We start from the raw sequence: 14302 nt of genomic DNA on the forward strand, positions 1-14302 counted from the left end.
GACACGGTCTTCTCACCATGCCGGCGAAGACTTTGCGCGCCTCAAGATCGCGCGCCAACGACTTTCCTAACAAACGTATTAGCCGAGTCTAAATACGTTAAGTCGTCCCAATATAAGGAAAACCTATAGTTCGACATTAGATAAAATAATTTTCCAAAATGATCTTCGTGACATTCAATCAAAGAAACCGACATACGGAGGATGAAATACCGAATATACACAGGATAAAAATCTTCGGTTGTGAAATGATTTGGTCGCATTAAGAAGTTTAAAAAACAATATGCGACTTATTCTAATATAGTCAGAAGAAAACCATGTAACGAGAATTGTATAGTTCAAAAAAAGGGGGAACTATGAAAATTTCGGCGATTGTTACAGGAACACTTTTTTCGGTCTCGACGCTGACGCTTTCGAACCCGGTTGTCGCAAAGGACGGGGAGATTGTCATCGGCATGGCCTACGCGAAAACGGGCTGGATGGAGGCTTATGACGGCGATGGTGCCAAAATGGCCGAGCTCTGGATTGAGCGGGTTAATGCATCGGGTGGAATTGGCGGCAAAAAGATCAAGCTTCTGACGGCCGATACGAAGACGGATCGGGTAGAAGCCGCGAAAGCTGGCCAACGGCTCGTATCCGAAGGAGTTGATCTCCTCATCGTGTCTGCGGATTATGACTACGGTTCTCCGACCGCCCTGCAAGGCCAGAAGGCGGGCGTTGTCTCTGTCTCCCTTGGCGCAGGCGACCCCAAAATGGGCGTTGTCGGCATTGGCCCACTGGTTTTCACTTCCGCCGTTGCTGCTCAGTTGGAAGGGGCTACAATGGCCGACTGGGGCATCGAGAAGAAAGGGTTCAAAAAAGGTTATGAACTCATCGATGACATCAACGAATACTCGAAATCAGTCTGTGCGGGATACAAATGGGCGTTTGGCTCAAAAGCGAAAGTAGTTGGTAGCGATTCATTCAAGCTTACCGACGCTGCCGTCAACGCCCAGGTAACGCGACTTGCTGAGGCCGTCAAGAACGACGGGGTTGATAACGTGATGGTGTGCTTTAGCGGTACGCCAGCAGCAAGCGTTATCAGGCAGATTCGCGCAGCGGGCATTACTATTCCCATCATGTCGGGCACTTCAATGGACGGAACCTATTGGGTCAATTCCGTTCCGGATTTGAAGGATTTCTATCTTCCGACGTCTGCGCTTCCTCAGGGCGATAGCCGCCCGGAAGTCAACAAAATTACTGAAGCGTTCAAAGCGAAGTACGGTTCTGTGCCCAGTACACAGTATCCTTATCCGATCTATGCCTGGCTTGACCTCTGGAGAAAAGCCGTCGAAGCAACCGGAACTACCGACACGAAAGCTGTCGTCACCGAACTGGAAACCTATTCGGATGTTCCCACAGTACTTGGCCTCCGGAGCTTCAGCCCGAAGCTTCACATCCAGACGCGATCACCTCTTTTAATAACGGGTTATGCGGATGGAAAACAAGCGTTTGTGGAGGAATGGCGTATTCCGACGGACATCCCGGCCGAGGTTCTCTACAGAACCAAAAAGTGAACCGATACAACTAACTAAGCATCAATTTGGCGTTGCCAGCCGCCGCGCCAAATTGACGCTCAATCGAGTGTAATACATGTTGTTATCGAAGCTTTTTGCGAAGGATACCTTCGGAGCCGATGGCGCTCGTCGTGAGTTGACCGTAAACAATCTCACGGTGCGCTTTCAAGGACTTTCCGCGATCTCGAATGTGACGTTGTCGATCGGGGGTAACGAGATTCTCGGCCTGATCGGTCCGAACGGCGCAGGCAAGACAACGCTCGTGAACTGTCTTACCGGCTTTCAAAAGCCGACCGAAGGTCAAATTCTCTTTAATGGCCATGACACCACCCGATGGACCGCGAAAACCTTCAGGCGAAGAGGCGTCGCGCGTACCTTTCAAGCCGGACGCCTTTTCAAAGATATGACCGTCCTTGAGAACGCACTGGTCACCGGTGTTGCCCTTGGCATGGGCAGTCGGGAGGCGAGGGCGCAGGCCCGAGCGCTGTTGGATTGGACAGGGTTGAAGGACAGATACGATCATTTGGCGTCTAGCCTCGCCTACACCGACCAGCGCCGTCTTGGTATCGCGAGGGCATTGATGGTTTCGCCGAGATTTGTGTTGCTGGATGAGCCGGCCGCCGGCATGTCCGATACTGAGACCGAGGAACTTATGGGAATTATCGGCGAAATGCCGAAGATGTTCGACTGTAGCGTAATGCTGATCGAACATAACATGCATCTGGTGATGAGCATATGTGGTCGGGTTCATGTGCTCGATGGAGGAAAGACCCTGGCCGAGGGTGCGCCTGAAGAGATCAAGCGCCATGAGGCCGTCATCAATGCTTATCTCGGGATGGAGGAGTAATTGACGCCCTTGCTCGCAATTGATGATCTCCATGTCCATTACAATGGAATGATCGCTCTGAGGGGTATTTCCCTTGAGGTCAACATGAATGAGATCGTGTGCATTATCGGCCCGAATGGCGCCGGTAAGTCCACAACGCTGGCCGCCATCGCAGGTGGTGTCAAGGCAACCAAAGGCGCCATTCATTTGGCCGGCACGAATACGGCGGTCTTTGGCCCTGAAAAGCTGGCCGACATGGGCGTCTCGCTTGTCCCGGAGGGAAGACATATATTTTCATCCCTTTCCGTCGACGAGAATTTGATGATCGGGAGCCATCGGCGCACGGACAAGAAGGCGGTTAGAGCAGATCGAGATAGGCTATTGGGCTTGTTTCCCCGGCTGGTCGAGCGGTTGAATTATCCCGCAGGCCGCCTTTCCGGAGGTGAACAGCAAATGCTCGCCATAGCACGAGCGATCATGACGAAGCCGAAGCTCCTGCTGATCGACGAGCCTTCACTGGGTCTGGCGCCGAAGATTGTCGAGCAAATCTACAGTATCGTCACAGAGTTACGGGACCGCGACGGGTTGACCCTTCTGATAAACGAACAGTCATCCAACCGTATCCTGAAGCACGCAGATCGAATCTACGTTCTTCGCTCCGGCCAGATTCAACTGCATGGGCGCGCAGATGATCTGAAGGACGGTGAGCGCATTCGACGTGCATATTTCGGCTTTGAGGGAAACGGTCATGGTTGAATTTCTGCAATACAGCATCGATGCGTTAAGTTTAGGCAGCATCTACGCTTTGACCGCACTGGGTATAGGTCTTCTTTTCGGAATATTGCGGCTCATCAATTTCGCCCATGGGGATCTCATAACGATAGGCGCCTATGCTCTGATCGTTCCGTCTTCCAACGTGGCGGCCGAGATGTTCATCGGGTCCTTCGACATCTACCTGATGATTCCGCTTATCTGTCTTATTGTCGTCGTTGCGGCATTGCTTACGGATATTGCAGTTTTTAGACCGTTGCGGCGCGCCGCATCGCCGACGCTGCTGATCGCGTCTTTTGCAGTAAGCTACATTATTCAGAACGGTATTCTGACAATCTACGGCGGTCGAGCCAAAAGCGTAAACTTGTGGAACAATCTTAACCAGCAGTTCGCGCTGGGCGAGTTGCGGGTTCCTATCCTTCAGCTTGTGACCATGATCGCGACCATGGCGCTCATGCTGGGCCTGATCCTGTTCCTGAAATGGACCAAGTACGGGAAGCAAATGCGGGCTGCTTCCGAAGATTTCCGTATGTCGCAGTATCTGGGTATCCGAGGCAATCTGGTCATTGGTCTCGCCTTTGTCATCAGCGGCGTTCTGGCGACGGCGGTATCCCTGCTTTACACGACCCAAACAGCCACCGTCGCCTATACGATGGGTGTTCCCCTGGCACTTTTTGCGTTTGTCGCCGTTGTCGTCGGCGGCATGGGAAATCTCGCCGGCTCGGTTATCGGCGGTTATTTGATCGGCTTCCTCGTTACGATGCTCCAGGCATATCTCCCTCCAGATTTGAGAGGGTTCCGCGACTGCTTTGCTTTTGCGCTGGTCATCTTGATTCTCCTGGTACGTCCCTCAGGTCTGATCCCCGGACGAAATACAATCGAACGAGTCTAGGAGATTATATCGTGATTACGGAAAGCCGTTATACTTGGCGCAAGGCGATATTTGACTGGCAGGCGCCTGCAATTCTTGTCTCCTGTATTGCCCTCATCGTCGTTCTGGCTTCATTCTTTGATTCTAGCGTTATATCGACAACGATTGTTGAGATGATGATTAGAATTGTCGTTGTCGTCGGTATCTACATCTTCATCGGAAATTCCGGCATTGTGTCCTTCGGCCACATCGGGTTCATGTGCATTGGAGCCTATGCGGCCGCCTGGGTGGGCGCCGATCCCCTTTTCAAGGATGTCATGCTTTCCGGGCTGCCGGACATTCTCAGGCTGCATCAATATCCCTTTATGGCCGGAGTTGCACTGGCGGTATTCTTATCGACATGCGTCGCGCTCGTTCTCGGCATTGCGATTATGCGTATTTCCGGCGTCGGTTCATCAATTGCGACTTTTGCGTTCCTGATGATTGTGAACAGTTTCTATTCGAACTGGGAGTCGGTTACGGCCGGCGTCAGCTCCATCACGGGAATTCCCACCGTGGTCGAACCCTGGATCGCCCTGGTCTTTGCCGGAATTGCCATTTGCATCGCTTTCGCTTTCCAGACATCGCGAATTGGCATCATGTTGAAGGCGACCCGGGATGATCCGGTCGCAGCAGTTGCGTCAGGTGTCAGTCTTGTCGGCGTGCGACTATTGGCCTTTGTGCTGAGCGCCGCAGTCGTTGGAGCTGGCGGTGGATTATATGCCTATTTCCTGGGCATTCTGACGGTTGATCCATTCTACCTGCAACTGTGTTTTCTGACGATCGCCATGCTCGTCGTCGGCGGTATGTCGAGCCTGACAGGTGCTGTTTCGGGGGTGATTTTTGTGACCCTTGTTACGGAGTCGCTGCGCGCGCTTGAGCGAGGTGATGGGTTTATCGCACTTCCCACGGGAAGTCAGGAGCTCGGACTTGGCGTCCTCATGGCTGTGATGTTGGTGGTGCGGCCACTTGGATTGAGCAATGGCAAAGAGATCTTGCTGTTCAAATTTCAAAGGGACAAATCGCCTCGCAGCCAGCGAAGTGACGTTCTCGGCTCTATCTGAAGGTTAGGTGCGACGCACTTGTCGATGGGAGAACAATTGTGAACTCAACAAACAAATCGTTTCGTGGTGAAAAGGTTGATGTGTTGATCGTCGGCGCTGGTCCCTCAGGATCAGTTGCCGCGAAGCGTCTCGCCGAGGCAGGCATGTCGGTTGTCTGTCTTGAGCAGGGCGCGATGCCGGATGCGGCGGATTTTCCAGGGGTTCGCGACGAATGGGAACTTGTCAATCAGAAGCAGTGGCATCCTGATCCCAATATACGTGACCGTGTCGCCGACTATCCGATTGAAACCTCGGAATCGTCGATCACGCCCCTCATGTATGCGGGGGTTGGCGGAAGCGCCATCCTGTATGGTGGGCATTGGGCACCGTTCCTGCCATCAGACTTTCGCACGAAGACCCTGGACAATGTGGGGTTTGACTGGCCTTTCACCTATGAGGACATCCTGCCCGACCTGATCGCGGTTGAGCAAGATGTAGGAATTTCGGGGTTGCCCGGCAACACAGCATATCCGGAAAGGGACGACTCTCATCTGATGCCGCCCCTTCCGATCGGCAAGGTCGGTAAAAAAGCCGCTGAGGGAATGAACAAGCTGGGCTGGCACTGGTGGCCCGGCATTCATGCCATCGCTTCTCGCCCTTATAACGGGCTTAACCCTTGCGTTCGTCGCGGCACGTGCATGACGGGATGTACGGAAGGTGCGAAATCGACCACCGACATAACGCATTGGCCGAGCGCTATACGGGCCGGCGCCCAGCTCCTTACAAACTGTCGGGTCGCTGAAATCGAACTGAACGATGCCGGGTTGGCAAAAGGGGTCGTTTACATTGATAGCCGCGGTCGCAGGCGGCGGCAGGAAGCTGATGTGGTCATCCTGTGTGCCAATGCGGTTGGTACGCCCCGGCTGATGCTGGCGTCAGCGACGGGAAAGCACCCGAATGGACTGGCCAATAGATCCGACCAGCTGGGACGCAACCTCATGATGCATCCCTATGCCGCCGTGCTTGGGATATTCGATGAGAATCTCGAGAGTTGGCGTGGTCCGTTTGGGCTGTCGCTGGAATCCTACGAGTTCTACGAGACTGACGCCGCCCGCGGGTTCAAGCGCGGTGCAAAGTGGAACATCATGCCGACCGGTGGACCGCTTGGCGTTACGGGCATGTTCGGCAGCGACGTGCTGGGCGAGGCTCACTCGGACCCCTTCGAAAGATGGGGTAAGGCATTTCCAGAAACAATCCTGCGTCGTTTCGGAAAGGGAATTCTCTATGGCATCCAGGGCGAGGATCTTCCGGAGGAGAATAACCGGGTCGTTCTCGACGAACACCTGACGGACAGCGATGGAATACCGGCGCCAAAAGTCATTTACCGTGTATCCGAAAACTCGCGAAAGTTGCTCGAGTTCAACGTCGCACGCTGTGTTGAAGCGGCTGAGGCCTCAGGTGCCATCGAGACGCACGTCATTCCGCAGGTTCGTGAAACCGGCTGGCACCTTTTGGGAACCGCACGAATGGGAGATGACCCGGAAACCTCGGTCACCGATCAGTGGGGCGCTACGCACGATATCCCCAATCTCTACATTCTCGACGCAAGCACATTTCCCACATCAGCGGCGGTAAATCCGACGGCGACAATCATGGCGGTCGCCCATCGCCAGGCGGGAAACATCATTGAAACGCGCAGAGAGTTGGAGAACCGATGAGCAATCTTTCCGATCCCGGTCCTCTGAACGCCGGTGAAACATCGCGACTGGTACAAATTGGTAATATTCTGATCCCGGCCTACGACAGTTTGCCGAGGCTGCAAGACACGCCGGTTATCGAAAATACCATTCAACGCGTCGTGAATTACCGGCCGGACCTGCTGGACGACCTTCGAAAAGGGCTTGCCGCCTCCACAGATATGGCGCCGCTCCAGGCAGTGAAGCACTTGTACGCTCAGGATCCCGCTGCAATGCGCGCGATCGGACTTGTGCTCTCTGCCGCCTACCTGATGACCCCCGATATTCGCAATGTACTCGGCTATCCGGGCCAGGAAAGGGTGGAGCGTGAGCAGAATGACCCAACCGAGATACCGACACGGGAAATGCTGGCTGGCGTTATCGCCCGCGGCACCATCTGTCGTCTCACTCCATGACGAGTTGCAGGAAGGTTTAGAGCAATGAAAATCGCCGTATTGATGCGTTTGGTACCCAATCTCAGTGAGGGTGTGGATCTTAACGAGGACGGAACCGATGTTGATCGGGAGTGGACCGACACCCAGGCCAACGAGACGGACGAGCAGGCTCTAGAAGAGGCGCTTGTCGTCAAGGAGGCGACTGGCGCCACAGTCACCGCGGTCGCATTGTCGGACGAAGGGGTACAACGCCTTCTGCGGTCAGCTCTGGCCAAGGGTGCCGATGACGTGGTGGAACTGGATCTCGGCATTGAACAAGCTCAGGCTCTTTCGTCGGCCGCAACCGCTCAGACTATTGCCGATTGGCTAAGCGACCAGCAATTTGACGTGATCCTGGTTGGAAATCAAAAGGTGGATGATCCTTTCGGGGGCCTTGCCGCACATCTGTCGGCAGCCTTGGAACTTTCTGTCATCGCAGGCGCAACACAGGTGAATGTCCCGGATACTTCACGCCTGAGGATACTCCAGGAATACGGTGGCGGGAACTGGGCATGGATTGAGTTTTCCGGAAAGGCAGTCATCGGTGTGCAGGCAGCGAGCCGCCCCATCCGCTACATTTCGGGTTCCAAGCTACGTGACGCGATGGCCAACCCTTCCTATCAAAAGGTTTCGGTATCCAATGATCGGCTTCGCACGAATGTTCCCAGCTTGAAGTTGGAGTTTCCTCAGTCTGTCGAGGGCATCGAGTTGATCGCTGACCCTGCAGAAGCGGCGGCCCGCCTGATGGCCATTCTTGAAGAGCGCAACTACATCTGAGGTGAAAGTGATGACGCAGGTTCTAATTATCGGCGAGACAACTGGCGATGCGGTAGCGCGTGGAACGCTCGAGCTGATTTCGCTGGCGAGATCGTTGGCCTCGGCGGTCGAAATTACCATATTGCCTCTCTACGGCAACGACACGGCGTTGGAGAAGATGGCATCTTACGCTTCCGTCGTTCGACCACAGTCCATTCCCTCGGACTATATACCGGTTCTGGCGGCCGCTTCCGTCCGCAATGCAGTTCGTCAGCTATCGCCCGATCTTGTTCTGATGTCCTATTCGCTTGCCGGTGTGGAACTGGGACCGGTGTCGGCAGCGGCCTGCGATGGATGCTGCATTAGCGGAGTGCAGCATGCAGATATCGCCAGCGGCAGCATAAATTGCGACGTGTTGCTGTATGATGGCAAACTCGTGGGCAAAGCGACAGGTTCGCTCCCTGCGTCGCTTATCATTCTCGTCGGCGCCTATCCACCCGCCGAGCCGCTCGACAGTCGCGCCGCAATAACCGCCCTCTCCGACACAGACCAATTCACGATCGTTCCCATGTTGGCGACGCCCGTTCCGCCGGACCTCAAGGTTTTCGATCTCGCCAGCGCCCGCGGTATCGTAAGTGTTGGGCGAGGTATAGGCAGCCAGGAAAAACTGGGTGCCTTCCGCGAGTTGGCAAGCCTCCTGGGTGCCGAAATTGCAGGAAGTCGGCCGGTTATCGATAATGGCTGGCTTTCGAAGGATCGCCAGGTCGGCAAATCGGGACAATCCGTGCGGCCGGAACTGTACTTGTCGATGGGCATTTCCGGTGCGGTGGAGCATCTTGAGGGCATTGTCGGTGCAGAATATGTGGTGGCGGTCAATACGGACGAAAAAGCTCCCATATTCCGCCGGGCCGACCTGGGAATAACATGCGACATCTTTGACTTCGCGGATGCGTTCGGTGAAGCTCTTCGCAAGCGGAACGGATAGTTCTATGTTTCTGGTCGCTGGTTGGATCGCCACTGCCGCATTTGTGTCTATGATGTTTGTCAGGTACTTCCGGCTCTACAAGGCAATAGTGGTGCCGGGCGGACCCACGCGCAATGATCGCCGCAGGGAGCGGCTCCTGGGAATGGTGCAGGATATCTTCCTGCATCAGCGATTGCGGCGGTTCACACTTTCCGGCCTGCTGCACGGGCTCATCTTTTTCGGATTCCTGTTTCTCGTCACCGCCGCGTTCCAGTCCATATTAAGCGCGCTGTTTCCCGTTCTTGACGAAGTAGCCTCCCTCGTTTCGCTCAGCTGGTTCGGTGCGTTGCAGGAATTCGCCGCCATCTCCGTCTTGGCAGGGGTCGGATTGGCGGCCTGGCACAGATATGTGATGAAGCCGCGTCGTTTTCGCGGGTCAAATGGGCGCGACGCGCTGCTCATATATGTCTTTGTTTTGGCTATCATTCTGTCGATGATGGTGGAATTCGCCGCTCTGCGCGCGCTCCAGGGTCTACCATTTTCTATTTCCCATCCCGTATCCTCGCTTCTAGCCCTGCTTTTCCCTTTATCGCCACCATATAGTCAAATCGCACTTGAAGCGGCGCGATGGTTGCACATCTTCGCGATTCTGGGTTTTCTCGTTTATATCCCCGGCTCAAAGCATCGGCATATCCTTCTCGCTGGTCCTAACATATTCTACCGAAGCCTTGAGCCGAAGGGCTGGTTGCCGGAGCCGAACCAGCGCATTCTAAAGGATGACGCAGAAGACAAGATCGACCTCTCTTGGAAAGATAAGCTTGACGTCCTTGCGTGCACCGAATGTGGTCGATGTCAGGCCGTCTGTCCCGCTGCGGCCAGCGGTTCGGACCTTAGCCCTAAGCTTTTGATCATGACATTGCGCGATCAAAGTTTACGGGAGGGAGAAGTCCGGTACGAGGCGGGAATTTCGGAAAGTGCACTTTGGGCCTGTACGACCTGTCGCGCCTGCGTGGATGAATGTCCCATCCACATAGAGCATCTTCCCAAGATCGTCGATCTGCGGCGAATGCTGGTGGAGAACGCTGATGTTGAACCCAAGTTGGCTGCGGCATTTACCAATCTTCAAAAGACCGGCAATTCCTTTGGTAAACCCGGCAAGAGCCGGGCAAAATGGACGAAAGATCTTGCCTTTCGAATACCCGATGCCCGGGATCAACCGGTCGACTGGCTCTGGTTTGTCGGAGACGTTGCTGCGTTTGATCCCCGCGCCCTGGAGACGACGCGCCGTTTGGCCGAGCTGTTTCATCGCGCGGGACTGAATTATGGCATTCTTTATGATGGAGAGAGTAACTCGGGAAATGACGTGAGACGCGCCGGAGAAGAGGGCACGTTTCGTGCTTTGGCATCCAACAACATCGCCGCCTTGTCGGAGGCGCAATTCAACAGGATTGTTACTTCGGACCCGCACAGTTTGAATGCACTCAGGAACGAATACCCGTCCCTCGGTGGAAATTTCGAGGTTCATCACCATGCGTCGGTCCTTTTGGCAGCGGTAACGGACGGGCGCCTTGCTCCTCCAAAAAATGCCGATAAAACCAAGGTAACCTATCATGATCCGTGTTATCTCGGCCGCTACAACGGTGATTACGATGCTCCTCGAGCCCTCATTACCGCTGCGGGGTATGATCTTCTGGAGATGCCGCGAAATCGCGAGAACAGCTTTTGTTGCGGTGCCGGTGGCGGCCGCTTTTGGATGGATGACAGCGATTTTACGGAACGACCGAGTGAAAACCGTATCAAGGAGGCGATTGCTCTCGGCGAGATTCAGCGTTTTGTTGTTTCTTGTCCGAAAGACAAGGTCATGTATACTGCGGCGGTCAATAATCTTGGCTTGGCTGACCAGATTAAAGTCGTGGACGTCGTTGATCTTATGTTTGAGGAAATCGCATGAGTTCCGTCAGGGCGGCAATCTGTCCCTAGCTCTTCTCTACATTTCCCAACGCCCTTCACTCAACCAAATTTTCCCCGGGAGCGCATCAAAGTTGCCACTTTAGATGCAAGGACATCTTTGACCATTCTCATCTCAGCCGTCCCGGGTTTTATTTTTGGAAGCACAGGCTGACGTCGGGGCTTGAGCGTTTTTGATGACGAACCAGGGGCGAAAAGCAATGTTCGATCTTAATGGAATAGCATTCGCAGACGATCTGTGATCAGGCAAGGTAGCGCTAGGCATGTTCAGCTTTCGAAGTCTCGAAGTCTTTTACTGGACCGCGCATCTGCGGAGTTTTTCCCGCGCTGCGGATAAGCTTCACACGACGCAACCAACGATCTCCCAGCGAATTGCGGCGATGGAAGGCGTGATAGGGGCAGCACTCTTCGATCGCTCCGCAAAACCGATAGCGCTTACTGCTGTTGGGCGTGTTCTTTTTGGGCATTCGGAATTATTACTGCGGCACGTTGAAGCGATGGAGCGTGATCTCGAACTCAGCAATCGTTTCGAAGGTACGATAAGGCTTGGGGTCTCGGAAACGATCGTGCAAACCTGGCTCGCGACATTCCTTGAACAAGCCGCCCGCCATTTCCCTCGGCTCGATATAGACATGACGGTGGACGTGACACCATCGATGTTGAACGCTCTTCGCAGCGGTGAAATTGATATGGCGTTGATGCTGGGACCAACGATCGTGGAGGGCTTCAGTTGTCTAAAGCTACGCGATTACGCCCTTAAGTTTTATGCAATCCCTGATCTGGTATCGACGGATGTTTTCTCGGTCAATTCAATGCCGATGACACCTATTATAACCTATCCACGAAACACGTATCCCTATACCTATCTGAGAGAGATCATCTTCAGGGAAATTGGTCGCATCCCGCGCATTTTCACGAACTCGTCAATTTCCACGATCGAGAAAATGGCGCTGGACGGTTTGGGCGTCGCCCTTGTCGCCGAAGGGGCATTGAGCGATCAGGCGCTGGCTAAAATGAAAGTTCTGCAAAGCGACATCGAATTGCAGCCACTGAGCTTTTATGCCTATTTTCAGAACGGTGTGCGTGGAGAGGTATTCGAACAACTCGCCGGTATCGCTTTGGATGTTGCATCGGCAACGGAGCTGTGAACCGACTATGTATTCAATTCTCTAATGAAAATTGATCGAATAATATAATTTCACTTCAATATGCTCCCGCGATTTAATCCTCCCACAACACCTTGGGAGATTGATTTGCTGAATACCCCGCACCCCAAAGACTTTAGACCAGCCGTCACCGAAATCGCGGAAGCGAGAGTGCGAATTGCAGAATATGCGGTTTGCACGCCAATACTCGAGAGTGAAGTTCTGAACCGACTGGCAGATGCCAAGGTCTTCATTAAGCCGGAGAACCTGCAACGGTCGGGATCCTTCAAACTTCGGGGAGCGCTCAACAGGGCTTTGCAACTCAGCCCGGCAGAGCGCGAAGGTGGTATCGTCGCCTGGTCGTCGGGCAACCATGGACTTGCCATTTCCTATGTGGCGAAAGAACTAGGCATAAAGGCGACTGTGCTTATGCCGCAGGAGGCACCGAGAACGAAAATCGATGGTGTCCGGGCTAACGGCGCAACCGTACGTCTCTACGACAAAACGAAGGAAGTACGAGAAGAAATCGGGGCGAAGATTGCTTTGGAAACCGGCGCTGTGATCGTGCCTCCCTATGACGACCCTTATGTCATCACCGGGCAGGCGACGTTGGGACAGGAGATAGCAGAGCAGGTTCAAGATCGAGACTACGAATTGGATCTTGCACTGTTCCCGTGTTCGGGCGGTGGGCTTGTCGCCGGTGCCGCCTGTGGCGTCCACACAATCATGCCGCAAGCGTCTGTTTTCAGTGTGGAGCCTGACAATTTCGATGGAATGGCCCTTTCGCTCGCAAGCGGGACCCGCCAGAAAGCACCAGCGACCGGGAATTCTATCTGTGATGCCCTTTTAGTGCCTGTTCCAGGCGATCTCACCTATCCTATATGCAGATCCCATCTGGCGGGTGGCTTGTCGGTCTCGAACGACGAGGTCATTGAGGCGATCCGATTTGCATATCGGGAGCTGAAGCTCGTGGTTGAACCTGGCGGTGCAGTGGCCTTGGCAGCCATCCTCGCTGGCAAACTCGATGTCAAGAAAAAGAAGGTTGCAATCCTTCTCAGCGGCGGAAACGTCGATGCCGAAAAATTTGCTTCATACATTCTGTAACACCTGTCCGGGACAACGATAATGCTCGATCTGGAAAGCGCTAAGGGCAAGAATATTGCTCAAACCATCGAACACTTCATGACACTTGACCTCACGGGGGTGGGGCTCATCGGAAAGATTTATGAAGCCCTGCAGAAACGACAGCCCGGCTTTGCCTGTATGTCGGCCGCGAAGCTTATCGTTGAGCGAGTGCGTGACCATGGCGGGCCAGTCGTCATTGCGACGGGGTTTCCCGAAGGAGCGGGTGTGCCCGAAACTGACGGCCCGGTAGGGGCCGCATTCATCGCTCGGGCCTTATTTCTCGGCCTGGGCGTTGAAAGTGTGATCCTCACCGACAATGATTGGGTCGGAATGATGGAAGGGACGTGCCGCGGTGCGGGTCTTGCACCCTTGCCCTTCCCTGAAGACGGCAAGATAAAGCCGATCGATTTTATTCGTCCGGTCTATATTCGCAGCGTCCCGAAAGACGATGCGGGTTGCAAAGCAATAACGGACGAACTCCTCGACGTTACGAGACCCTCACTGGTGCTCTCCATCGAACGTCCAGGTCGCAATGATCTAGGCCTCTACCATGGTCTTGGGGGCAGGCCGCTTGATAAACTCGTGGCCGATCTCGACCAATTCTTCCTGCGCGCAAAAGAGCAAGGCGTACCATTCATTGGTATTGGTGATGGCGGTAACGAACTGGGCATGGGGGTCATCGCGGAGGAGTTGAAAGAGTTCTCGCCGAAGGCGAGGGATAGCGGCCATCCAGGGAGAGGGGGCGTCGCCGCGGCTACTGCCGCAGATCATCTTATCGTCTCCAATGTCTCCAATTGGGGGGCGACCGGTCTTGTGGCGGCGCTTTCAGCGCTGCTCGAAAAGCCGTCGGTGTTTCACGACGGCGGGCTTGAACGCCGGTGTATTGAGCAATGTGTCTCCTTCGGTGGTGTAGACGGCATGTTCATGGGGCCGGAGCCGGCCGTAGACGGTATTTCCGCGCAGGAGTGGGAAGGGCTTGTTGATACACTTCGTAATACCCTGGAGAGACTTGCAGGCAGGGTGACAGGATGGAAAGGGGATAGCGGGGACTGGCGGCAGCTGAAATGAGTG

At 54.4% G+C, this 14302-nt stretch carries 13 protein-coding genes; all 13 read left to right on the forward strand.

The annotated features are described in order from the left end of the window. Positions 1-353 precede the first annotated feature (353 nt). The 13 genes from O3S81_RS25430 to O3S81_RS25490 all read left to right on the forward strand — a co-directional run bounded on the left by O3S81_RS25430 (position 354) and on the right by O3S81_RS25490 (position 14299). A complete protein-coding gene (locus tag O3S81_RS25430; protein WP_269347604.1) occupies positions 354-1553 on the forward strand; it encodes an ABC transporter substrate-binding protein in 1200 nt (399 codons plus the stop codon). Between the two features lie 76 nt (positions 1554-1629). Continuing rightward, positions 1630-2400, forward strand: coding sequence for an ABC transporter ATP-binding protein (locus tag O3S81_RS25435; RefSeq protein ID WP_269347605.1), 771 nt, complete (start codon positions 1630-1632; stop codon positions 2398-2400). Then, positions 2401-3135: an ABC transporter ATP-binding protein gene (locus O3S81_RS25440; RefSeq protein ID WP_269347606.1), complete on the forward strand. Its 735-nt coding sequence runs from the start codon at positions 2401-2403 to the stop codon at positions 3133-3135. Beyond that, complete coding sequence (locus tag O3S81_RS25445; protein ID WP_269347607.1) at positions 3128-4042, forward strand: branched-chain amino acid ABC transporter permease; 915 nt, start codon at positions 3128-3130, stop codon at positions 4040-4042. Before O3S81_RS25440 ends, O3S81_RS25445 begins: the two co-directional genes overlap by 8 nt. Positions 4043-4053: 11 nt before the next feature. Next, positions 4054-5124, forward strand: a complete 1071-nt coding sequence (locus O3S81_RS25450) for a branched-chain amino acid ABC transporter permease (protein WP_269347608.1) — start codon at positions 4054-4056, stop codon at positions 5122-5124. Between the two features lie 38 nt (positions 5125-5162). Next, positions 5163-6821, forward strand: coding sequence for a GMC family oxidoreductase (locus O3S81_RS25455; protein ID WP_269347609.1), 1659 nt, complete (start codon positions 5163-5165; stop codon positions 6819-6821). Then, on the forward strand, positions 6818-7255 hold the full coding sequence (locus O3S81_RS25460) for a hypothetical protein (RefSeq protein ID WP_269347610.1): 438 nt from the start codon (positions 6818-6820) through the stop codon (positions 7253-7255). Before O3S81_RS25455 ends, O3S81_RS25460 begins: the two co-directional genes overlap by 4 nt. Positions 7256-7279: 24 nt before the next feature. Beyond that, positions 7280-8050: an electron transfer flavoprotein subunit beta/FixA family protein gene (locus O3S81_RS25465; RefSeq protein ID WP_269347611.1), complete on the forward strand. Its 771-nt coding sequence runs from the start codon at positions 7280-7282 to the stop codon at positions 8048-8050. 10 nt (positions 8051-8060) lie between these two features. Then, positions 8061-9014 carry an electron transfer flavoprotein subunit alpha/FixB family protein gene (locus O3S81_RS25470; RefSeq protein ID WP_269347613.1) on the forward strand — a complete coding sequence of 318 codons (954 nt, stop codon included), beginning with the start codon at positions 8061-8063 and terminating at the stop codon, positions 9012-9014. Between the two features lie 4 nt (positions 9015-9018). Beyond that, positions 9019-10944 (forward strand): heterodisulfide reductase-related iron-sulfur binding cluster, encoded by a 1926-nt coding sequence (locus O3S81_RS25475; RefSeq protein ID WP_269347614.1) that lies wholly within the window; start codon positions 9019-9021, stop codon positions 10942-10944. 280 nt (positions 10945-11224) lie between these two features. Next, positions 11225-12109, forward strand: a complete 885-nt coding sequence (locus tag O3S81_RS25480) for a LysR family transcriptional regulator (RefSeq protein ID WP_269347615.1) — start codon at positions 11225-11227, stop codon at positions 12107-12109. A gap of 105 nt (positions 12110-12214) precedes the next feature. Then, positions 12215-13210: a threonine/serine dehydratase gene (locus tag O3S81_RS25485; protein WP_269347616.1), complete on the forward strand. Its 996-nt coding sequence runs from the start codon at positions 12215-12217 to the stop codon at positions 13208-13210. Positions 13211-13231: 21 nt separating this feature from the next. Then, positions 13232-14299, forward strand: a complete 1068-nt coding sequence (locus tag O3S81_RS25490; protein WP_269347617.1) for a DUF4392 domain-containing protein — start codon at positions 13232-13234, stop codon at positions 14297-14299. Positions 14300-14302: the final 3 nt, after the last annotated feature.

The organism is Agrobacterium sp. SOY23, assembly GCF_027212525.1.
In the GTDB taxonomy this organism is placed as follows: Bacteria; Pseudomonadota; Alphaproteobacteria; order Rhizobiales; family Rhizobiaceae; genus Agrobacterium; species Agrobacterium tumefaciens_I.